Below are 21,587 nucleotides of genomic sequence, written 5' to 3' on the forward strand. Positions count from 1 at the left end.
ACACATTGAAGGTGGCGCGTGCTCAATCGGCAATGGAACATTTGAACCATTGCTTGCGATGTACGCAGCGCCTATCACTTCTACATCGTCGTTGAACCGTGCTCGGCCAACTTGCTCGGGGGTGGATCATGTGTGGAATCGTGGGGGCCGTGTCGCAGCGTAATGTTGTCCCGATGCTGATCGAGGGATTACGCCGGCTGGAGTATCGAGGCTATGATTCGTGCGGTATAGCGGTTCACCGGACGGGAAAACCCAGACGTGCGCGCTGTACCGCGCGTGTCAATTCGCTCGCAAGAACGATCTCCGATATCCATCTGGAAGGGTCGCTGGGCATTGCGCATACGCGTTGGGCAACGCACGGGGCCCCCGCAACGATGAATGCGCATCCGATTTTTTCACGTGATCTGATCGCCATCGTCCACAACGGGATCATCGAAAATCACGAATCGCTCAAGGCGATGTTGGTGGAGCAAGGCTATGAGTTCCAGACGGAGACAGACACCGAGGTAATCGCTCATCTCGTTCATTCGTTTTACGACGGCGATCTGCTTTCCGCCGTGATGCGCTCGACCCACATGTTTCGCGGCACCTACGCCATTGCGGCATTCAGCAATAGTGAGCCGGGCCGCATGGTGGGGGCGCGGGAAGGTTCGCCTCTGGTGGCTGGAATCGGCGAAACAGAAACGTTTCTGGCGTCGGATGCACTGGCGTTGGCAGGCTACACGAATCGCTTTGTCTTTCTCGAGGATGGCGATGTCGTCGACCTGAAGCCCGGTCAGGTGACGGTGTGGGATCGGGACCGGCGTAGCGTGGAGCGCCCGAACCGGCTGATCGAACAGTCACTCGAAGATACCTCGCTCGGATCGTTCTCGCACTACATGCAGAAAGAGATCTTCGAGCAGCCGCTTGCGATCACCAATACCTTGGCGAATGTCGCTTCGCTCGGTTCTTCGATTTTCGAGGACGCTGACCGTTCAACGTTTGAAAACGTCGATAAAGTTCTTCTGTTAGGGTGCGGGACGAGTCACCATGCGGGGCTTGTCGCGCGGCAGTGGTTCGAGAGTGTGGCGAGAGTACCCGCACAGGCAGAAATTGCCAGCGAATTCCGCTATCGTGAACAGTGCCACGATCCGCGTACGCTGGTCGTGCCCGTGTCACAGTCGGGAGAGACGGCTGACACCCTCGCAGCACTGAAGTACGCGCAGGCGATGGGTCTCGACAATACGCTCGCAATCGGAAATGTCGCGAACAGTGCGATGATGCGAGCGGCGCGAAGCCGGTTTCAGACGAGGGCAGGTGTCGAAATCGGAGTCGCCTCGTCCAAGGCATTCACGACACAACTTGTTGCGCTATTTCTGCTCGCGGCTACTCTAGGACGAGTCCGCGGCACGTTGTCGTCACAGCAGGAGACGAGCTATCTTCAGCAATTGCACAAATTGCCGGTAGCGTGTCGCGCAGTGCTTGCGAAAGAACCACAAGTCATCGCATGGGCAAACGAAATAAGCACGCGTGAAAGCGCGTTCTATCTGGGGCGCGGCGTGCATTTCCCGATTGCAATGGAGGGCGCGCTGAAGCTCAAGGAAATCGCCTATATCCACGCCGAGGCGTACGCCGCCGGGGAACTCAAGCATGGGCCGTTGGCGCTGGTCACGCCGGACACACCGGCCGTGGTGTCCGCACCCAACGACGCGCTGCTCGACAAATTGAAGTCGAACATGCAGGAGGTGCGAGCGCGTGGCGGACAGTTGTTCGTCATTACCGATAACGGAGCGGGGATTCCAAGCGGGTCAGGGACAAGAACGCTTGAAACAGGCGCACACTTCGGACTTCTTTCTCCAATTCTTCATGTGCTGCCAATGCAGTTGCTCGCATACCACAGCGGTTGTGCGAGACATACGGACATCGATAAACCGCGCAATCTGGCGAAGTCGGTGACGGTGGAATAAACGAGACGAGGTTCTCTCCGGATATCCATCTATCCGGAGAGTTCTTTTTTCTCAGGTAACAACCCACGCACCTACGGGCTAAGCCCCGGTCCAAGCTGAGCGGCAAGTTCTGCGTTGTTGCGCACGCCCATGCGTTCGTGGATCGAGACGATCTGTTTTCTGACGGTGCTCGGGGAGATGCCGAGCAATCGCGCTATTTCCTTATGAGTGAGGCCGAGCGCGATCTGTTGTGCAACCTGCAATTCACGCGCGGTCAGTGAATCGACGGCTCTTCTTGGATGAGCGCAGATACACGCGATGGGTCCGTCGCGCATGATGCGATATCTGTGGGCGTTTTCGACGAAGCTCGTTTTTCCGGCAATCAATGCAAGGCGCAGCGGATCGGGAAGATGCGCGTCAACGGGCCTCGGCCATCGGGTGGCAACGTGTTGCACGAAACGATCGTCGGCGAACATCACGATGCCGCTCGCGGTGACGATTGCACCGGCGCCTTCCTGCTCGTGCTGGACGTGCCGGAAGCGTTCTAGCCTGTCGGTAGCGTTCGTTCCCCACGCCTCGCTGATGTGACTGTGCAAGGTCTGCACGATCTCGCGATCGTTGTCCGTGAATGAAGACGACGAACCATCGCGTTGCAGCGAAAGGACGAAAAAAGACAGGTTTGCAAAACGGAGACCGCTTGTGACGGAAGGCGCGTCCGCGTGTCCTCCGAAGCGATACCAGACAGCGATCGTATTCGCGAGATGCTCGAACTCGTCGCGATCATGTGCGCTCTCGTCCGCGGGGCAATCGATACGCGGTAGCAAGATAGATTCACTGCCTTTGACATACCTGACATCGATTTCAGAGACGCAAGGCGCTGTGAGCGCTCCGAGCGTATAAACGGTCAGGCCAGCGTCGCCCACGACACCGGCACGCCAGCGAATACGGCCATAAGGTACATATTCGCCAATGATCTGAAATACGTGCGTCAGGAACTCAGTTTGAGTGCTATTTTTCGACACCTTATAGATAGACAATATCGCGTCGCTTACCCGTCTCATTATCGTCTCCTCGGATCGCGCCAGGCTTAATGCCGCATGGCAACACTGCACAAAAATGGCATGACAGTGCGATGCGCCATCGGACCAATTAAACAGTTTTCTTCGGGATCGGGACTTACGAGTGACGGCTCTTTGCGCTTCTATGACGCAATGCCGTTATACGGAATTTTTTTCTTTTGTATGAGGTGACTAACAGCTTGGCTATCCTGTGTTCTAGTCGTTTCCAGATTCAATCACGTCAGGTCATTGAAGGGCAATGCGGGCGGAAAATGAGGATGATAGAGAGTAGTTCGCATGCAATTGAGAAACAGGGCCCTTAAATTGCTACTTCGATAAGCAAGTTGTACTTCCGCGCGTGTGCGGGCAGCACAATCTTACTTGGTATTACACGCGGATTGTTCGATGATTCCGCGCCTGGGACCTATGCCGGTTGATATTTGCGAGTGAACGTAGATAGGGACTTTCCTTAACACCTCGCGTATCGTCAGGAGATTAGGATAGTCTCTTTCGCTCTGTACAACTCCGGACGTATGCAATCGAATTCTGACTTTCAATTTGCGAAGTATTTTCACTTTGATGATGGTATTCAATTAACGTCGGAATAGCCTTGATAATGATAAGGAAGGTGCCTTTTCTGTCGTTCGAATATCGGTAAATGTTATCGAGCCCTTCGAAGCGATGCGACGAGGAGCGCGCGTGTCCGGCGATAGAGTGATCGCCGGACAGCAGGCGCGATGCAGTTAGCTCGGCGCTTTCAGGTTAATGATCGTCTGCCGGAGCAGTTGCCAGTAGCTGCTCTTCGTATAGGGCAACATCTGTTCGGCGTAATTCCACCAGAAGAATCCCCCAATGAAGCGCGGGTCGGTCATTGAATTGACCATCGGATAATACGTCGTGATCAGATTCTGTTGCACAGACGCGGGAGCGGATATGCTCGACGTGCCGATTTCACCGAAGCCAACTTTCGCGTTGGGGAAAATCTTCTCAAGCGCGGCGAAATCTGCATTCCATGCGGGCGACAGACCGGTGCAATCCTGATAAGGGTAGTAGCTGAAGAGGGCATAGTCGGTCGACTGGAGCACGCTCGCAGGAAGGAAGCTGGTCGGCCAGGTCTTCCAGTAGTCTTGCGGCTTCTCCCAGCAGTTATTGCCTTTGCTGTCGTCGTTGTAGTAAAGCGTGATCGCTGTCTTGCCGCCTACGCCTTTGACGATCGTGTTTGCTGCCGCAACCATCTGACCGATCTGCGTTTCCTCTGAATTGACGACGGACGCGGAACCGGACGGATGTGGGCGCAGCCACTCGCCGTTGATTTCATTCGCGATCTCCCAGACATCGACCGTGCCCTTCAACGTCGACACGAGTTCCTGCGTACGCGCCTTGTACGTCGTGAGATCGGTCGGGAAGTAATACGAATCCAGAACTTCGCCCATCACATAGGCGACTGAGTGCAGGCGCAAGAGCGGCGCGTAGTAATCCGAGGCCGGGGTGTCGGGATCGAAAACGACCCGCACGGTCGGACGGTACGGCAGATTGCTGAGCGAGGCGACGATGGCGTCGAGTTTGCTGAGGTCGTCGAGCGTCACGCCGTAGACGGGCGCCTTCAGGGTCTCAACCTGGGCATGTGCAGCAGGGGAGGACAGCAGAGTCGCGGTGACGAGGGACGCGGCAGCGGCCGCAACGGGGACAGATTTTCTAACAAGGTCAATCAAAGGCATTAGTCTGATCTACGCAAAAAAGCGCGATCTTACCAGTGTTTTGATGCCTATTTGTCTGATGTTAGGTATCTGTCGTGTGTCGTCGGCCACTCGCCGGCGCCTCTACCTGATGCCTACCGCCATCGAATCAGCGCCGGCCAGCGGCTCGACACGCACGTCCCTGAAGCCCGCTTCGCGCATCCATTCGATGCACTGCGCGCCTGTGTAGTCGAAGCCGCCGCGCGTCTCGATCAGCATGTTCAGGCTCATCAACAGGCCGAACGCGTTGTGGCGGCGGTCGTCGTCGATCATCGCGTCGTAGACGATCAGGCAGCCGCCTTCCGGCAGCGCGTCGTGGCATTTGCGCAGCAGCGTGCGCTTCTGGTCGAGATCCCAGTCGTGCAGGATATGGCCCATCACGAGCACGTCGGCGCCTGGGCAGGGATCGTCGAAGAAGTTGCCTGCATGGAACTTCAAACGCTCCTGCAAGCCCTGCGACGCGACGTATTCCTCGAAGACGGGACCCACCGGCGGCAAGTCGAAGCCGCCCCCCGTCAGATGCGGATGCGCAAGTGCGATCTGCACGGGCAATGCACCTTGCGCCGTGCCGATGTCGATGAACGTACGGTAGTTCCGCCACGGAAACTGCTGCGCGATGGCGCGCGCCGCGCCGAGGCTGACGCCGCTCATCGCGTGCAGGAACGTACGCAGCCGCGCTTCGTCGCTATAAATTGCCTCGAAGACGTTGCCGCCGTGCTTCGACTCGTTTTGCGGCGCGCCCGTGCGCAACGCTTCCGTGAGCGAACCCCAGAACGGATAGAGCCGTGAGTTCGCCATCTCGAGCAGCCCGCCGATATAAGCCGGCTTCTCCTGGTCGAGAAAGACGTCCGCGTCCCGTGTATTGCTGTAGACGCCGTCGACACGATTCAGCACGTTGAGCGCGACAAGCGCGTCCAGAAAATCGAGTGCCGGGCGCGGATGCAGTCCCAGCGTCTCGGTGAGCTGTGTGGCGTTTTGCGGGCCGCGCGCGAGATGCGTGAACAGTTTCAGTTCCACCGCCGAGAGCAAGGTCTTCGATGCCCAGAAGCCCATGGCCACCTGCAGGATGTGTTCGGGCGAAGGGGCCGCGTCTGCGGCGTGATCGGCGCGCGGCGCCTGCTGTTCCGTGTCGGGTGTCCGTGCCATCGATGTCTCCCATACGAAGGTCGGTCGTCGTCGGATCGCACATGGTAGGCGTACGATTCGCTTTCAAATGTGGGCTACCGCACAAAGCGGTGCGCTCCGTGCGGTATGCAACTCTTGATTCGATGGTTTGACTATAGTGAGCTTTCCCGTTCGGCAATGCCAGTCCGCGAACGTAGCGCTCGCCGTGCGAAGCCGTAGAAAACGCTGAATTTCAGACCTGCCGCGTCCCCATCCCTCCACAGGGTCAACCCTACCGCCTCCATCGAAGTGTTCAGTAAGGCACAGGCGATCCACGTCGGCGCCGACGAGGCGGCGCATTTATCCCCGGCTGCCGGATGGAACGTCAGTCGCCGAGCCGCTTGTCGTGGCGATCGACCTGAGCGAAATCGCCCTGATCGAAGGGCGTTAGACGGCTGCTCCGCGCGCGCCGAGGGAACCAGCCGAGCGCAATCCTTTCGGCCAGCGAGCGCGTCGCTGGCCCGATATGCAGCAAGGAAGCGTCGTGTTTCCGCTCTTCCGCGAGTTCGTCATGAAAGCTTTTGTTTATAGCCCGGCGGGTCTGCCCATCGACGATTCGAAGGCGTTCGTCGAAGTGGATCTACCGAAGTCCTTACCGGGTCCGTGCGATCTGCTGTGACCGATGCAAACCGATGACAACATGATCGAGCGGGCGCTGCTGCGTTTGCTGTCCCCTGGAGAGGTGCTGTTGAATCAGCCTGTCGAAACGACGTACAAGAAGAAAATGCGTCGGGAGAAAGCCCGGGCCGTGCGAAGGACACACGAAGCTGAATGGATTGCGCTGCCTGCGCGTATCGTCGTGCATGAAGTTCTTTCCGCTCATACGCTCAGTATCTGTTGGAGCGATTCGCAGACGGGGAACTACGCCGAGCAGGTATGGCGCCTCGGCCTGGCGCGTGACGATGGCCTTTGCGCGCTCTCCGGCCGGCCTATCGTCGAAGGGGATGACGTCTTTCGCCCTCGGCGCAGTGTGATGTGCGTTCCCGCAAACTGGAGCCGGATGATTCTCGCATCGGCCGTGTCGAGCGGAAACGGACGCTCGTTTCCTTAAACGAACTCGACGACATAATGCACGATCAGCACGGCGCCCGTCGCGATCGTCGCCAGCCAGCACAGCACGCGCAACGACCAGTGCGCGACCAGATCGCCCACGGCTTCGCGCTTCGAACTCAGCAGCACCAGCAACGCGAGCACGGGCGTAATCGTCATCCCGTTGACGAGCGCGCTCCAGTAAAGTGCGGTGACGGGATCGATGCCGCTCATCGCTAACGCGACGGCCGCTGCAGTACCGATCGCGGTGATAGCGACTAGCAGGACAGCGATGCGTGTGTTGCGTTTTTCGCCGTGCCGCCAGTCGAACGAACTGGCGGCAGCCTGGGCAGCCGAGCCGGCCAGCGGCGGCAATGCGAGAAGCGCCGAGCCGAGCAATGCGAGTCCGAGAACCTGTGGTGCAAACCCGTGAGCGAGCGGTTCGAGTACGCGTTCAAGCGCGACCGGTTCGCCCGGCGCGTAGTGCGAAAACTGAAATGCAGCGGCAGACGCCAACATGATCGCCAATGCAACCGCGTTGGAAAGCGCGGTCCGCAGCAGCGTGTCTCTGCGCAGCTTGCGCAGTTCCTCATTGGAACCGGCCGATGACCCCGGCGACGGATGTTCCTGCCGCTCCTCCACTTCCTGCTCGGCCTGCGAGAACAACAGATACGGGCTCATCGTAGTGCCGAACAGCGCGAGCACCATCGTCGTGTAGTCCTTCGTCCAGACCATTCGCGGGATAAACGCGCGAATCGCAACGGCGTGCCAGGGCACGTGGAGCAGCAGGATAACGCCGGCATACGCGAACATGCCCAGCGTGAGCCATTGAACGATCCGTGCGTAACGCGCGTAGGGGACGCACCATTGCAGTATCAGCGACGCGACGCCGCATAGCAGCGACAGCAAAGCGACCGGGCCGCCCGCGACGGCGCGCACTGCCGTGCCCATCGCGAGGATATCGACGGCGATGTTGAACGTGTTGGCGAGCAGGAATCGCGCGACGGCAAAATAGAAAAAGACAGGCGCATAGTGCTGCCGCATGTTGTCGGTCAATCCCTTGCCGGTGATCGACGCGACGCGCGCGGAAATCAGCTGGAGCGCGACCATCGACGGATAGGACAACACGCACACCCAAAGCAGGTCATAGCGATACCACGCTCCCGCGAGCGTGTAGGTGGCGATGCCGCTCGGGTCGTTGTCGGAGCCGAGCGTCACGAGACCGGGGCCGACGTCGGCGGCCCACGAACGCGCCGGCCCGTCAGTGCGCTCGCCGCTTACGCGCAGAGTCTGCTTGTCCGGATGACGCTCCATGCGACCGACCTGCATAGGGGACGATGATCATCGTCGGCCGCATAAAGCGTTCCCATGCTTTCGGCTCAGAATCCCACACCGACGCCGACACCCACGCCGCCACCGAAGCTGCCGCCTCCCACGCCTACGCCGATGGCGGGGCCAGGTGCGTAATAGCCGGGACCATACGCAGGATCGCTGCTTTGATACGGCGGGGCCGCAACGCATCCCGCGACGGCAACTGCTAGAGCCAAGATGCCTGAAAGTCTGATCATGATCGCCTCCCGTGCGCGAACTGCGCAGCAAGACCCGGTCCCCGGTTCGGTGGGACTTTCTGATTCTAGCGCGCGGTTGGGCCTCGGCATCACGCTCGGGCCGGGCCGCATGTGTTCAACGAGGGGAAACCGGACAGGAAGAATGAAGCGGGGAAAGGCGAGGCGATACGATACGTGTCAGCAGCTGCTTCGGAACGAAGCGGGCCGCTGACGTAAAGAGCGATTCATGTCGAGCGCGTGGCCACGCATGAACGCTTAGCTGCCGAAGTAGATGTTGCAGTAGCTGACCGGGCCAACACACGAATCGGCACCCGTGCTGCGCTTGTGAAACAGGCCGCCTGCGTGCGACGTGCCCGAAGCGACACCGCCATAGGAATTTGCGGTGTTATCGCCAGCCTGGGACGCTTGAGCAACCGGGCCGCGCTGCGAAGCCGGTGCGCCTGCTTCCGGGTTGTAGTACGGCGCCGGACCGAAGCCGCTCGCGAAGACGGGAGCGGAAACGAATGCAGTAGCGGCAAGAAGTGCGGCGGCGACGAGCCTGGTTTTCATGACGGTTCTCCAGTAACAGATCAGGGATCGAATGTTCGTTGAACAGCAGTGCGTCAACGTTGATGCCAAGTCTAGTCAGCGGAGTTCTGGAGAATAAGGCGTCTGGCAGGAAGGCTTACTTGCTGGATTCGTGCGTAATCTGGGAATGCGCTGCGCCCAGGCGCATTCACGCGCGTTTCTGTGGGAAGAGGGAACACGCACAGGAACACGCACCATTCCTGCGCCGTTTCTATGAGCCTGACGTAGTGCGTTTTGGAAAACCGTGTTGGGCCGATCTCGAGACACTGGCGAAAGCGGATCGCCTGGAATCTCGTTGATGTGAAAAGAGCGGCGTTTGCCGCCGCTCTTTATCGATTCTTCAGGCGCTCAACGGCTGATTGAACGGCTGCGCGTCGGAGCGGCGCTCGGTGGGGAATTCTGCGCGACGCTCGAGCGCCGCCTTGCGCTTTTCTTCAGCGCTCGCGATGAAGTCGAGCAGCTCGCGTTCCATGGCGGAATCTTTCGCGCCCGGCTTCCATGCCGCCGCGCCGTGGCGGCGGCGCGTCGCGCGAGCAAGCGCCAGTGCGAACGTGGCGAGCTTCGCACATTCGTATTCGACGCGGCTGCAAAGATCGAGCGGCTCGCCGAGTTCGCGGAACGCCTCAAGGTACTCGCGCGCGGCGTGCACCATGGCGGGGTACTCGCGCAATTCGGAAATGACCTTTCGATTCAGGACGGGCCAGGCGAGCCTGTCCGGATACGCAAAGGCAGGAATGGACACGCCCTCGATGGCTTCGAGGCTCATGGGACCGACGGGTTTCGCTGCCGCCCACGCGGCCTTGTGCATCATGGTCCGGCAGGTGCGCGCGTAGCTTTCCAGCGCCAGTGCGAGGTCCAGAGCGGTATCGCGCCGCTGGCGCCTGCGCTCTCTGGCGTCACGCACCGAGATCCAGGCGAGTGTGATGACGGAGCCGACTGCTCCCGACGCCACCGCCAGTGTGATCGGCGCGTTCAAGCTGATTCGTTGGAAATATTGGAGCGATTCCTGCCACATACATTGCGCCTCGGAGAAAGAGGTGCACAGAGTATAAGCAATCGTTTGCGGCATGATCATAGGAAAAAATGCGGTGTGTGTTTTCGCCACAAACGGGCCGATCACGCGGCGCACCGCTTGACAGATTCGTCTAAAAGCGGCGGGCGCCGTCGACAAAACGGACGACGCCCCATGCAAACGATTACACGTCGGGATTGCTCGCGATGAAGCCGGTAAATGCGCCATACGGCTGCGTCAGCGCGACACCGTCGACCATCAGACCGTACGTCGCGTCGCCGCTGTCGAGCACGTAATACATCACCGACTGCACGTTCTTTGTCTTTCTGGCCTTGAAGTAATTGGCGAACTGCGTGCTGATATAAGTCGCGCGATACGCCTGGGTGCTTTCCGGCCCCGTGTTCCACTCGGTGATCAGGAACGGCACGCCGTAGCGGGCCTTGCAGTACGTCGGCAGATCGAAGCCCGGGCCTGCTCCGTCCGTGCCGATGTTGAAGATGTCGCCATAGACTTCGTAGTTGTGCCACGTCGTCAGGTCCCAGCGCACCTTCGGGTAGCCGCCGCTGCCGTCCGGCTGCATGCCGTCCCATAACGCATCCGCTGCGCCGATATCGGCCACGCAGAAATTGATGCCGCACTTCGCAGCTGGTTGCACCGACTTCACGCCGTCGATCATCCCGCGCATCACGCCGCGCATTACCGGCCAGTTCGTGTTGCTGAAATCCACGGCCTTGGTGCCGGCATTGGTCGAATCGAGAATGATGTCGTTCTCGCGCGTCAACTCGTTGCCGCATTCGTACATGGTCACGCCATACGGGGCGAGCGCCGTCGCGACGGCTGCCGCACACGCTTTGCCGCGGTTGTACGCAACCGATTCGTTCGCCAGCAGCACGCGGTTGTTATCGTAGATGCCCTGGTTGATCAGCACGAACAGCGTCAGTCCCGCCGACTGGAACGCCTGCGCGAGCTTCGCGACGGCATTGAGTTGCACCGGATCGTCGGTGCAGCCCACGCGATACGTCGAGCAGCCGGTGCTCTTCATGATCGACACGACCTGCGCGGGCGTGTAGCGATAGTCGTAGTGTCCGTTGATGCCGAAGAACGTGCCCGCCGTCGCGGCCGTGACGATGCGCGGATCGGCGCAAGGCAGCCAGCTGGTGCTGACGTCGCTCAGCACGTAGAACTGGCTGCCCGTGCCGCGATGCCAGATCTTGCCGCCGTACCACAGCAGCAGCGTCACGTTGTAGGTGTTGCCGACCGTCTTGTTGTTGCGATAGATGACACCGTTGACAACCGTCCATACCGCACCGGCCTTGTCGATGATGTACGACGCGGACGGGATCGTCGTGCCGTCGGCAGACGTGCCGCCAAGCCGCGGGTCGTTGCACGCGATCCACGTCGAACCGTTCCAGCCGTAAAACTGGCCACCCGTTCCCTGATGGTAGACGCCGCCGCCGAACCAGAGCATCAACGCGACGTTGTAGTTGTTGCCGGCCTTCACGCCATCCTTGTAAACCGAGCCGCCCGTCAGCGTCCAGACGGAGCCCTGGTAGTCGATGATCGAAGTGGCCGACGGGACCGTCGTGCCGTTCGCCGATGCAGCCGCGGCCGTTTTGCTCATGGCCTTGACGACGGCGCTGCCGTCAGCGCCGAGGTCGGAGCCACCGCCCCCGCATCCCGTTAGAACATAGCTGCCGCCGAGCGCTGCCAGGCCGTTGAGAAATTGACGTCGATTGATCACAGAAAAATCCGCCGCCGGAAATACCGGCAAAAAATGTCAGGTGGTCATTGCCGAGTCGCGTCGCGGCCAACAGGAAATCCGTTAAGTGATTCGGTATCCTGAATAAGTGCCTGATGGTGCGAATCGATCTGCGAGCGACTGCGGAGTGCCACCCGGGCACCGCAATTCGTTATCGAAATACGCTCAGAAAAGGACTCCAGCTGCACCCGGCGGACTCATCGAGGCGGGCAGGAATCGGAAAATCGGTAATTAATGCCCGACTATCCTTGATCTGATGTAATTGATACCTAGCTGTCGGCAGAAACCCGAGCGGACGTTAGAGGCGGGTGCGAAATAAGTTGAATCTTCTGACAAATAGGCGATTGAAAACCGTTTTCGCTTTGTCGTCGTTTGAAGTGATGGCTCGGGCAGACGCTGCAGGGCGGGTTCGGCGCGAGAAAGATGCGCCTCGCGCAGACGGGAGCGAGGAAAAAAATATTCCTGATGGGGACCGATTTTTTGCAACGCTAAAGGGTGATGGATCGTTACTCGCCTTGGCGACAGGAGCTTCGCTTTACGCCCGCGCGTTTCGCGTCGATGCAAATGGCTTCTTTCTGCCGCGCGCGCTGTTCAACGCAAAAGAACGAGTTGAGGCGTGGCGTCGTCCGTCGACCAGACGATCGCGTTCTGACCATAGCGGGTACCGAGCGACTTTGCAGCGTCCAGTGAAAGTCCGAGTACAAGAAAACTCGCCTCGCCAGGCCAGTTATTCGACGGATGCTTGCCGATGCCTTCGATGACAACGTGGCCCAGCTGCGCCAGTTCACGCGCCAAGGCTTGCTGACGGTCGGCGTTGAACTCTGCGCTGCACGTCTGGCTGAAAGGATTCCAGGCGGTGATGAACGCACTGCACGCGACGCCGTGAGCTTTATGCAGCGCGACAAGCTGCGGATTGGCGCGACCGACCCTGAGTGTCGTGGACGCGTCGTCAAAGACGATGTATTCGGTTTCCAGATATGCCTGGATCGTTTCGCGCGGGATTTGCGAGTCTGAAAACAAAAAGATCTCCGTTGAAGGCTTCACATTGCAGGCGTCGCGATAACCCAAAGTTATCGCCCATGCAGCAGCTTTCATTATCCAACCGCGCCCCGTTTCCCTACATTGTGCGGCATACGCAATTAGCTCAGCCAACTGGAGACGAGGAAACACCATGAAATTGCTGCGATATGGCGCGCCCGGTCATGAAAAGCCCGGCATTCTCGACGGCAACGGCGCGATACGCGACCTGTCCGGCATCATCGACGATATCGCCGGCTCGACGCTGTTGCCCGAAGCATTGGACAAACTGCGCCAGCTCGACATCAGCAAGCTGCCGGTCGTCTCCACCGAAGAACGCATCGGCGCCTGCGTGGGCCGCATCGGCAAGTTCATCTGCATCGGGCTGAACTACGCGGACCATGCCGCCGAATCGAATCTGCCCGTGCCCGCGGAACCCGTCGTGTTCGGCAAGTGGACGTCGGCTGTCGTCGGTCCGAACGACGACGTGCGCATTCCGCGCGGCTCGCAGAAGACCGACTGGGAAGTCGAACTCGGCGTCGTGATCGGCAAGGGCGGCACGTACATCGAAGAAGCCGACGCGCTCAGGCATGTGGCGGGCTATTGCGTTATCAACGACGTCTCCGAGCGCGAATATCAAATCGAGCGCGGCGGCACGTGGGACAAAGGCAAGGGCTGCGACACGTTCGGTCCGATTGGGCCGTGGCTCGTGACTGCCGACGACATTCCCGATCCACAGCGGCTCGCCCTCTGGCTCGAAGTGGACGGCAAGCGCTATCAGAACGGCAACACCAGCACGATGATCTTCAACGTCGCGCAGATCGTGTCGTACCTGAGCCGCTTCATGAGCCTGCAACCGGGCGACGTCATTTCGACGGGCACGCCGCCGGGCGTCGGCATGGGGCAGAAGCCGGAGCCCGTCTATCTGCGCGCGGGACAGACGATGCGCCTCGGCATCGAAGGACTCGGCGAACAGCAGCAGCGTACCGTCGCGGCATGACAGGGAGCGCGCGCATGAACCAGTACGACTTCACGCAGCGCGCCGCCGTCGTCACGGGCGGTGCGCAAGGCATTGGCTATGCGGTCGCGGAGCGGTTGTTGCAGGGCCACGCGCGCGTCGCGCTGTGGGACCGCGACGAGACCGCGCTCGCCGAAGCGAAGGCGAGCCTCGCGCGTTTCGGCGATGTTCAGACCGTGTGCGTGGATCTTACGCAGCGCGATGACGTGCAGGCGGCGACGCAAGCGAGCATCGCTCAGTTCGGCGCCATCGACATTCTCGTGCACAGCGCGGGTATCGCGGGCGCGAACGCGACGGTCGCCGATTACGCGCCGGAAGAATGGTCGCGCGTGATCGACATCGATCTGAACGCGGCCTTTCACGTGAACCAGGCGATCGTGAAGACGATGATTGCGCGCGGCTATGGGCGCATCGTCAACATCGCGTCGATTGCGGGCAAGGAAGGCAATCCGAACGCGAGCGCGTATAGCGCGGCGAAGGCCGGCGTCATCGCGCTCACGAAGAGCCTCGGCAAGGAAACCGCGCGGCTCGACATCGCCGTCAACGCGATCACGCCCGCTGCGGCGCGCACGCGCATCTTCGAGCAGATGTCGCAGCAGCACATCGACTACATGCTCTCGAAGATTCCGCGCGGACGCTTCGTCGAAGTGAACGAAATCGCCGCGATGGTTGCATGGCTCGTGTCGGCGGAAAACTCGTTCACGACGGGCGCTGTATTCGATCTCTCGGGCGGACGCGCGACGTACTGATCTATCACGGCGTGATGCTTCACGCGAGCGCGCCGTACAGCGTGCCGGCCACCTGTTTCAATGCGCGCACCACCTGGGTCGAAGCGGGCGACAGCAGCTGCCCGGTGCGCGTGATGATGCCGAAGTCGTCCATGCGCAGCGGCATGTCGAGCGGCAGGATCGAAAGGAGGCCGTGTGCGGCGTAGTAGTGCGCGACCTCGGCGGCCAGTACGGCGAGCATGTCGCTTTGCGACAGCAGGCTCGTGACGAACAGCAGTTCCGCGCTTTCGACCACGTTGGACGGCGGCGCGAGGCTTTGGCGCTGGAACATCAGCTCGAAGCGATGACGCAGCACGCTTTGCGCGGGCGGCACGACCCACGACGCATCGACGACATCCGCGAGTGTCAGCGACTGCGCCGCCAGCAACGGATGACCCGAACGGGCGACGGCGAGCGCCTGTTCTTCAGCGAGAGGCTCGTAGCGCAGATGCAGCTTGTCATGTTCAGCGGAAAGCCGGCCGATCACGAGATCGAGCTTGTCCTGCGCGAGACTTTCGAGCAGCACGTTGCTGCTGTCGATCTCGACGCTCACGCTCAGGCCCGGATGCGTCGTCTTGACCTGTGCGATGGCGGCGGGCAGCAGGCTGACAGCAGGCGACGTGATCGTGCCGACGGCCACGCGCCCAAGCTGCCCCGACTTCAGCGCGAGCACTTCCTCGCGCGCCTGATCGAGACTGCCAACCACGGAGCGCGCGTGCCGAATCATCACCTCGCCGTACAGCGTGGGCCGCATGCCGCGCGGCATCCGTTCGAACAGTGGCGCATCGAGCATTTCTTCGAGTTCGCGCAACAGCTTCGACGCGGCGGGCTGCGACATGCTGAGCGCGTCGGCGGCGCGGTGGATGTTGCCTTCCTCGTCGAGCGCAACGAGCAGCAACAATTGGCGCGTCTTTAGCCGCGTGCGGACGTACCAGGGATTCGAATCGAGCATAAGGGTTAATACCAATAATTAAAGCGATATCAGTTAGACGCCAATTTTCATTAGAAAGATATCAGACCGCTTCGTACACTTTTCTTTTTCCATGATCCGCGATCACGACTTTCGCCATTCAGAAACGTTGCGCACGCAGCGTCGGATCGCCGGTTCAGCAAATCAGCACTTGCCTTCAGGAAGTAAGCATGTCGGATAAGAAATCGAAGCTGCGCTCGGCCCAATGGTTCGGCACGGCCGACAAAAACGGCTTCATGTATCGAAGCTGGATGAAGAATCAGGGCATCCCCGATCACGAGTTCGACGGACGCCCGGTGATCGGCATCTGCAATACGTGGTCGGAACTCACGCCGTGCAACGCGCACTTTCGCAAGGTCGCCGAGCATGTGAAGCGCGGCATCTACGAAGCGGGCGGCTTTCCCGTCGAATTCCCCGTGTTTTCCAATGGCGAATCGAATCTGCGCCCGACCGCGATGCTCACGCGCAATCTCGCGGCGATGGACGTCGAAGAAGCGATTCGCGGTAATCCCATCGACGCCGTCGTGCTGCTCACCGGCTGCGACAAGACCACGCCCGCGCTGCTGATGGGCGCGGCGAGCTGCGACGTGCCCGCCATCGTCGTGACGGGCGGCCCGATGCTCAACGGCAAACTGGACGGCAAGGACATCGGCTCGGGCACGGCCGTGTGGCAGCTGCACGAATCGCTGAAGGCGGGCGAGATCGATCTGCACAAGTTCCTGTCGGCGGAAGCGGGCATGTCGCGCTCGGCGGGCACCTGCAACACGATGGGCACGGCGTCGACGATGGCCTGCATGGCGGAAGCGCTCGGCACGTCGCTGCCGCACAACGCCGCGATTCCCGCCGTCGACGCGCGCCGCTATGTGCTCGCGCACATGTCGGGCATGCGCATCGTCGAGATGGCGCACGAGGGGCTCACGCTGTCGAAGATCCTCACGCGCGAAGCGTTTCTGAATGCGATCCGCGTGAATGCGGCGATCGGCGGCTCGACCAATGCCGTGATTCATTTGAAGGCGATTGCCGGGCGCATCGGCGTGAAGCTCGATCTGGACGACTGGGCGCGTATCGGCCGCAATACGCCGACTATCGTCGACCTGATGCCGTCGGGCCGCTTCCTGATGGAAGAGTTCTATTACGCGGGCGGTCTGCCTGCCGTGCTGCGGCGACTCGGCGAAGCTGACCTGCTGCCGCATCCGGGCGCGCTGACGGCGAACGGCAAGGCGCTCTGGCACAACGTGATGGACGCGCCGATCTACAACGACGAAGTGATCCGTCCGCTCGACAAACCGCTCGTGAAAGACGGCGGCATCCGCGTGCTGCGCGGCAATCTCGCGCCGCGCGGCGCAGTGCTGAAGCCGTCGGCAGCGACACCGGCGTTGCTGAAACATCGCGGCCGCGCCGTCGTGTTCGAGAACTTCGAGCACTACAAGGAACGCATCGTCGACGAAACGCTCGACGTCGACGCGAACTCGGTGCTCGTGATGAAGAACTGCGGGCCGAAGGGTTATCCGGGCATGGCCGAAGTCGGCAACATGGGCTTGCCGCCGAAGCTGCTGCGCCAGGGCGTGAAGGACATGGTGCGCATCTCCGATGCACGGATGAGCGGCACCGCATACGGCACGGTGGTGTTGCACGTGACGCCGGAAGCGGCCGACGGCGGCCCGCTCGCGGCCGTGCAGGACGGCGACTGGATCGAGCTGGATTGCGATGCGGGCACGCTGCGCGTCGATATCGGCGACGAAGAACTCGCGCGTCGCCTCGCGCAGCACACGCCGCCCGAGGCGCCCGCAGGCGGCGGTTACCAGCGGCTGTATATCGATCACGTGTTGCAGGCTGACGAAGGTTGCGATCTGGACTTCCTCGTCGGCTGCCGGGGCGCAGGCGTGCCGCGCCATTCGCATTGAGGAGAGAGACGATGAATCTGACGGGTGAACTGCTGATCGGCGCACGCACGCGGCGCGGCCAGGGCGCGGAGTTTTATGCGATCGACGCAGCAAGCGAGCAAGCGTTGCCGACGCCGAAGTACAACAGCGCACAGGCAAGCGATGTGGACGAAGCGTGCGCACTTGCTGAAAGTGCATTCGACGTGTACCGCACGCTGCCCGCCGAGCAGCGCGCACGCTTTCTCGACGATGCCGCGGCGCGTATCGAAGCGCTGGGCGAAGCATTGATCGAACGTGCGATGAGCGAGTCGGGCTTGCCGCGCGCGCGTCTCGAAGGCGAGCGTGCGCGCACCGCGAATCAGCTGCGCATGTTCGCGGCGCTCGTGCGCAGCGGCGATGCACTCGATGCGCGCATCGAGCCCGCCTTGCGGGAGCGGCAGCCGCCGCGCACCGATCTGCGTTTCCAGCGCATCGGCATCGGCCCTGTTGCCGTGTTCGGCGCAAGCAACTTCCCGCTCGCGTTCTCCGTCGCGGGCGGCGATACGGCCGCTGCGCTCGCAGCCGGTTGTCCCGTCGTCGTGAAGGCGCATCCCGCGCATCCGGGCACGTCGGAACTCGTGGGCCGAGCGATTCAGGAGGCTGTACGCCACGCGCAGTTGCCCGAAGGCGTGTTCTCGATGCTGTTCGACGCGGGCCACGAAGTGGGCGCGGCGCTCGTCGCGCATCCGGCGATCAAGGCCGTGGGCTTCACGGGTTCGCGTGCAGGCGGACGCGCGCTGATGGCGATTGCCGCCGCGCGCGCCGAGCCGATTCCCGTCTACGCAGAAATGAGCAGCGTGAACCCGAACCTGCTGATGCCTGCTGCACTCGACGCACGCGCCGATACGCTCGCGCGCGATTTCGTCGCGTCGACAACGTTGGGCTGCGGACAGTTCTGCACGAATCCGGGCTTGATGCTCGGCATCGCGGGCGAAGGTTTCGAGCGCTTCGCTGCGACGGCTGCTCAGACGCTCGGTGAAGCGGCGGCGGGCGTCATGCTCACGGGCGGCATTCTGTGCGCATACGAGGCGGGCATCGAACGCTTCGCAAAGAACCCGGCCGTGACGACGCTGGCGCGCGGCAAGGCGCCCGAAGCGGGCAGCCGTCGCGCGCAGGCCGCGCTGTTCCGCGTGAGCGCGCAGAGCCTGCTCGCTGATCACACGCTCGCCGACGAAGTATTTGGTCCGTGCAGCGTGCTGGTCGAATGCGCGGATGCGCACGAGCTGCGCACGGTGCTGAACGGGATCGAAGGCCAGTTGACGATCACGCTGCATCTCGACGACGCCGATCAGCAAGCCGCGCAGTCGTTGCTGCCGATTCTCGAACGCAAGGCAGGCCGCATTCTCGCGAACGGCTTTCCGACAGGCGTCGAAGTGTGTGACGCGATGGTTCACGGAGGTCCCTTCCCGGCGACTTCCGATGGCCGCAGCACGTCGGTCGGCACGGCCGCCATCGAGCGCTTCATGCGGCCCGTGTGCTACCAGAACCTGCCTGCCGCCCTCGTGCCCGAAGCGCTGCGCGACGCGAATCCGCTCGGCGTGCATCGGCGTGTCGCGGGACGGTACGAACGCACATCCGGCTGACGCGCAGTACGCCGGCCGATTGAGCGTAAAACAGCCGGCGCATAACGATACACATTGGAGACATTGCACATGACCACACCTCACGCCAGCGCGCAGCAGGCCGTGCCCATCGCGGGCGCGGGCGCGGCGCTCGCCGACGAACAGCGGATCATGAGTCTGCTGGTTCGCCGGCTGATCCCTTTTCTTGCGCTGATTTACGTCGTCGCGTATATCGACCGCTCCGTCGTCGGCTTCGCGAAGCTGCACATGAACGCGGCCGTCGGCATCAGCGACGCCGCCTACGGCCTCGGCGCCGGGCTCTTCTTCATCGGCTATTTTCTGTGCGAAGTGCCGAGCAATCTCGCGCTCGAACGCTTTGGCGCGCGTGTGTGGTTCGCGCGGATTCTGTTCACGTGGGGCGTCATCACGATGGCGATGGCGCTCGTCAGCGGGCCGACCAGCTTCTACGTGCTGCGCTTTCTGCTCGGCGCGGCGGAAGCGGGTCTGTATCCGGGCATTCTGTACTTCCTCACGAAGTGGTTTCCGATGCGGCATCGCGCGCGCATCATCGGCCTGCTGGTGCTCGCGCAACCGCTCGCAGGGATTCTGACGGGACCGGTCGCGGGCATCGTGCTGTCGACGCATGGCGTGTTCGGCCTGTCGAACTGGCAGACGCTGTTCGTGCTGAGCGGTTTGCCCGCCGTGCTGCTGTGCGTGCCGACGCTGCGCCTGCTGCCCGAGTCGCCCGCCAACGCAAAGTGGCTTCCGGCAGCGGATCGCGCGTGGATCGAACGCGAACTCGCCGCCGATAGCGCGTCGTACGGCCTGAAGTCGCACGGCAATCCGCTCGCCGCGCTGAAGGACAAACGCGTGCTGCTGCTCGCGCTGCTGTTTCTGCCGTTTCCGTTGAGCATCTATGGCCTGTCGCTGTGGCTGCCGACCATCATCAAGGCCTTCGGCGTCAGCGATGCAACCACGGGTCTGCTGTCCGCCGTGCCGTATCTGTTCGCCGTCGTCGGACTGTGTGTCGTGCCACGTCATTCGGATCGAAAGCGCGAACGGTACTGGCATATCGTCGTCGTGTCGGGCGTTGCGGCGATGACGATGGCGTTGAGCGCGTGGGCGCATTCGCCCGCGCTGCAATTCCTGTTCATCTGCCTGACCGCGTTCTCGCTGTATTCGATTCAGGCTGTGGTGTGGGCGCTGCCGGGGCAATTCCTGACGGGCGCGCGCGCGGCCGTTGGCATCGCGACGATCAATTCGCTCGCGAATCTCGGCGGCTACGTGGGGCCGTACGGCATCGGTCTCATCAAGGATGCGACGGGCAGTCTTGCCGCCGGCCTCTATTTCCTGTCCGCGACGCTGCTATTCGCCGTCGTGATCACGTTCGTCGTGCGGGCGTCACTACCCGAACCGAAGGCCGCCGCGCGCTGATGCGGTTTGCCCACTCAACTCATTTCTAGCGGAACACGAGCCATGACCTCACAATCCACTGCACGCTATCGCGGCATTTTCCCCGTCGTCCCGACCACCTTCACCGAAACGGGCGCACTCGATCTGGACAGCCAGAAGCGCGTGGTCGATTTCATGATCGACGCGGGCTCGGACGGCCTGTGCATTCTCGCGAACTTCTCCGAGCAGTTCGCACTGTCCGACGACGAGCGCGAAACGCTCACGCGCACGATGCTCGAACACGTCGCGGGCCGCGTGCCCGTCATCGTGACGACGAGCCATTACAGCAGCGCCGTGTGCACCGAGCGCAGCCGGCGTGCGCAGGAACAGGGCGCATCCATGGTGATGGTGATGCCGCCATATCACGGCGCGACGTTCCGCGTGCCCGAGACGCAGATCTACGAGTTCTATGCGCGGCTGTCGGATGGCATCGACATTCCCATCATGATTCAGGACGCGCCCGCGAGCGGCACGGTGCTGTCGGCGGCGTTCCTTGCACGCATGGCGCGCGAGATCGAACAGGTGTCGTACTTCAAGATCGAAACGCCGGGTGCGGCCGCCAAGCTGCGCGAACTGATCCGCCTCGGCGGCGATGCAGTGGAAGGTCCGTGGGACGGCGAAGAAGCGATCACGCTGTTCGCGGATCTCAACGCGGGCGCAACGGGCTCGATGACGGGCGGCGGTTATCCCGACGGCATCCGTCCGATTCTCGAGTTCTTCCGCGAAGGCAAGCGCGACGAAGCCTTTGCGCACTATCAGCGCTGGTTGCCGCTGATCAATCACGAGAATCGCCAGACGGGTCTGCTCGCCGCGAAGGCGCTGATGAAAGAGGGCGGTGTGATCGCGTGCGAAAACCCGCGTCATCCGCTGCCGCCGATGCATCCCGACACGCGCGCCGAACTGATCGACATCGCGCGTAGGCTCGATCCGCTGGTGCTGCGTTGGGGCAAGTAACGAAGCAATAGCGCGATGCGCGTCGGCAGTGAGAAAGCAGGCGCGCAACACTCCAGCCAGCATCGAGTCGGACCGGACAGAGTTCACAGCAGGCAACGAAAGGAGGA

Annotated in this window: 18 protein-coding genes; 8 read left to right on the forward strand and 10 right to left on the reverse strand. The window is 61.6% G+C overall.

Annotation, left to right across the window (positions count from 1 at the left end; all coding sequences use genetic code 11):
• Positions 1–128: 128 nt before the first annotated feature.
• Positions 129–1,946, forward strand: coding sequence for a glutamine--fructose-6-phosphate transaminase (isomerizing) (gene glmS, locus FRZ40_RS42695; protein WP_147238297.1), 1,818 nt, complete (start codon positions 129–131; stop codon positions 1,944–1,946).
• A gap of 71 nt (positions 1,947–2,017) precedes the next feature.
• Here glmS and FRZ40_RS45915 read toward each other — a convergent pair whose 3' ends face one another.
• From FRZ40_RS45915 to FRZ40_RS42710, 3 genes are all read right to left on the reverse strand, one after another.
• Positions 2,018–2,986, reverse strand: coding sequence for a helix-turn-helix transcriptional regulator (locus FRZ40_RS45915; RefSeq protein ID WP_081767459.1), 969 nt, complete (start codon positions 2,984–2,986; stop codon positions 2,018–2,020).
• Between the two features lie 740 nt (positions 2,987–3,726).
• Positions 3,727–4,701, reverse strand: a complete 975-nt coding sequence (locus tag FRZ40_RS42705; protein WP_147238298.1) for a hypothetical protein — start codon at positions 4,699–4,701, stop codon at positions 3,727–3,729.
• Positions 4,702–4,803: 102 nt separating this feature from the next.
• On the reverse strand, positions 4,804–5,865 hold the full coding sequence (locus FRZ40_RS42710) for a methyltransferase (protein WP_147238299.1): 1,062 nt from the start codon (positions 5,863–5,865) through the stop codon (positions 4,804–4,806).
• Positions 5,866–6,505: 640 nt separating this feature from the next.
• Between FRZ40_RS42710 and FRZ40_RS42715 the strand changes: the two genes are divergently transcribed.
• On the forward strand, positions 6,506–6,934 hold the full coding sequence (locus tag FRZ40_RS42715) for a DUF3331 domain-containing protein (RefSeq protein WP_147238300.1): 429 nt from the start codon (positions 6,506–6,508) through the stop codon (positions 6,932–6,934).
• On the opposite strand, the gene FRZ40_RS42720 is transcribed toward FRZ40_RS42715, so the two are convergent.
• The 6 genes from FRZ40_RS42720 to FRZ40_RS42745 all read right to left on the reverse strand — a co-directional run bounded on the left by FRZ40_RS42720 (position 6,931) and on the right by FRZ40_RS42745 (position 12,838).
• Positions 6,931–8,226 (reverse strand): NRAMP family divalent metal transporter, encoded by a 1,296-nt coding sequence (locus FRZ40_RS42720; protein WP_240057509.1) that lies wholly within the window; start codon positions 8,224–8,226, stop codon positions 6,931–6,933. The genes FRZ40_RS42715 and FRZ40_RS42720 overlap by 4 nt on opposite strands.
• Positions 8,227–8,291: 65 nt before the next feature.
• The gene (locus FRZ40_RS42725) at positions 8,292–8,480 is read right to left on the reverse strand and encodes a hypothetical protein (RefSeq protein WP_081767460.1); all 189 of its coding nucleotides are present in this window, start codon (positions 8,478–8,480) and stop codon (positions 8,292–8,294) included.
• Positions 8,481–8,735: 255 nt separating this feature from the next.
• Positions 8,736–9,029 (reverse strand): hypothetical protein, encoded by a 294-nt coding sequence (locus FRZ40_RS42730; protein WP_147238302.1) that lies wholly within the window; start codon positions 9,027–9,029, stop codon positions 8,736–8,738.
• A gap of 358 nt (positions 9,030–9,387) precedes the next feature.
• Positions 9,388–10,167 (reverse strand): hypothetical protein, encoded by a 780-nt coding sequence (locus FRZ40_RS42735; protein WP_240057510.1) that lies wholly within the window; start codon positions 10,165–10,167, stop codon positions 9,388–9,390.
• Between the two features lie 76 nt (positions 10,168–10,243).
• Entirely contained in the window at positions 10,244–11,800 is a 1,557-nt protein-coding gene (locus FRZ40_RS42740) for a hypothetical protein (protein ID WP_147238303.1), read from the reverse strand.
• A gap of 609 nt (positions 11,801–12,409) precedes the next feature.
• Entirely contained in the window at positions 12,410–12,838 is a 429-nt protein-coding gene (locus tag FRZ40_RS42745) for a DUF3293 domain-containing protein (protein WP_147238581.1), read from the reverse strand.
• A gap of 151 nt (positions 12,839–12,989) precedes the next feature.
• On the opposite strand from FRZ40_RS42745, the gene FRZ40_RS42750 reads away from it, so the two are divergent.
• Together FRZ40_RS42750 and FRZ40_RS42755 are read left to right on the forward strand one after the other, a co-directional pair.
• Positions 12,990–13,835, forward strand: coding sequence for an ureidoglycolate lyase (locus FRZ40_RS42750; RefSeq protein WP_147238304.1), 846 nt, complete (start codon positions 12,990–12,992; stop codon positions 13,833–13,835).
• A 14-nt stretch (positions 13,836–13,849) separates the two neighbouring features.
• On the forward strand, positions 13,850–14,602 hold the full coding sequence (locus FRZ40_RS42755) for an SDR family oxidoreductase (protein WP_028365368.1): 753 nt from the start codon (positions 13,850–13,852) through the stop codon (positions 14,600–14,602).
• A gap of 19 nt (positions 14,603–14,621) precedes the next feature.
• Here FRZ40_RS42755 and FRZ40_RS42760 read toward each other — a convergent pair whose 3' ends face one another.
• Positions 14,622–15,572, reverse strand: coding sequence for a LysR family transcriptional regulator (locus tag FRZ40_RS42760; RefSeq protein WP_028365369.1), 951 nt, complete (start codon positions 15,570–15,572; stop codon positions 14,622–14,624).
• 188 nt (positions 15,573–15,760) lie between these two features.
• Between FRZ40_RS42760 and FRZ40_RS42765 the strand changes: the two genes are divergently transcribed.
• The 4 genes from FRZ40_RS42765 (at position 15,761) to FRZ40_RS42780 (ending at position 21,480) form a co-directional block, all read left to right on the forward strand.
• Positions 15,761–17,494: an IlvD/Edd family dehydratase gene (locus FRZ40_RS42765; protein ID WP_147238305.1), complete on the forward strand. Its 1,734-nt coding sequence runs from the start codon at positions 15,761–15,763 to the stop codon at positions 17,492–17,494.
• Positions 17,495–17,505: 11 nt separating this feature from the next.
• Entirely contained in the window at positions 17,506–19,095 is a 1,590-nt protein-coding gene (locus FRZ40_RS42770; protein WP_147238306.1) for an aldehyde dehydrogenase (NADP(+)), read from the forward strand.
• Positions 19,096–19,164: 69 nt separating this feature from the next.
• Entirely contained in the window at positions 19,165–20,508 is a 1,344-nt protein-coding gene (locus FRZ40_RS42775; RefSeq protein ID WP_147238307.1) for an MFS transporter, read from the forward strand.
• A 42-nt stretch (positions 20,509–20,550) separates the two neighbouring features.
• Positions 20,551–21,480 (forward strand): dihydrodipicolinate synthase family protein, encoded by a 930-nt coding sequence (locus FRZ40_RS42780; RefSeq protein ID WP_147238308.1) that lies wholly within the window; start codon positions 20,551–20,553, stop codon positions 21,478–21,480.
• Positions 21,481–21,587: the final 107 nt, after the last annotated feature.

This window comes from Paraburkholderia azotifigens (assembly GCF_007995085.1).
Classification (GTDB): Bacteria; Pseudomonadota; Gammaproteobacteria; order Burkholderiales; family Burkholderiaceae; genus Paraburkholderia; species Paraburkholderia azotifigens.

Bases quoted from the DNA above. Each gene is read 5' to 3' on its own strand.
- glmS (WP_147238297.1), top strand. From the start codon at position 129: ATGTGTGGAATCGTGGGGGCCGTGTCGCAGCGTAATGTTGTCCCGATG.
- FRZ40_RS45915 (WP_081767459.1), bottom strand. From the start codon at position 2,986: ATGAGACGGGTAAGCGACGCGATATTGTCTATCTATAAGGTGTCGAAA.
- FRZ40_RS42705 (WP_147238298.1), bottom strand. From the start codon at position 4,701: ATGCCTTTGATTGACCTTGTTAGAAAATCTGTCCCCGTTGCGGCCGCT.
- FRZ40_RS42710 (WP_147238299.1), bottom strand. From the start codon at position 5,865: ATGGCACGGACACCCGACACGGAACAGCAGGCGCCGCGCGCCGATCAC.
- FRZ40_RS42715 (WP_147238300.1), top strand. From the start codon at position 6,506: ATGCAAACCGATGACAACATGATCGAGCGGGCGCTGCTGCGTTTGCTG.
- FRZ40_RS42720 (WP_240057509.1), bottom strand. From the start codon at position 8,226: ATGGAGCGTCATCCGGACAAGCAGACTCTGCGCGTAAGCGGCGAGCGC.
- FRZ40_RS42725 (WP_081767460.1), bottom strand. From the start codon at position 8,480: ATGATCAGACTTTCAGGCATCTTGGCTCTAGCAGTTGCCGTCGCGGGA.
- FRZ40_RS42730 (WP_147238302.1), bottom strand. From the start codon at position 9,029: ATGAAAACCAGGCTCGTCGCCGCCGCACTTCTTGCCGCTACTGCATTC.
- FRZ40_RS42750 (WP_147238304.1), top strand. From the start codon at position 12,990: ATGAAATTGCTGCGATATGGCGCGCCCGGTCATGAAAAGCCCGGCATT.
- FRZ40_RS42755 (WP_028365368.1), top strand. From the start codon at position 13,850: ATGAACCAGTACGACTTCACGCAGCGCGCCGCCGTCGTCACGGGCGGT.
- FRZ40_RS42760 (WP_028365369.1), bottom strand. From the start codon at position 15,572: ATGCTCGATTCGAATCCCTGGTACGTCCGCACGCGGCTAAAGACGCGC.
- FRZ40_RS42765 (WP_147238305.1), top strand. From the start codon at position 15,761: ATGTCGGATAAGAAATCGAAGCTGCGCTCGGCCCAATGGTTCGGCACG.
- FRZ40_RS42770 (WP_147238306.1), top strand. From the start codon at position 17,506: ATGAATCTGACGGGTGAACTGCTGATCGGCGCACGCACGCGGCGCGGC.
- FRZ40_RS42775 (WP_147238307.1), top strand. From the start codon at position 19,165: ATGACCACACCTCACGCCAGCGCGCAGCAGGCCGTGCCCATCGCGGGC.
- FRZ40_RS42780 (WP_147238308.1), top strand. From the start codon at position 20,551: ATGACCTCACAATCCACTGCACGCTATCGCGGCATTTTCCCCGTCGTC.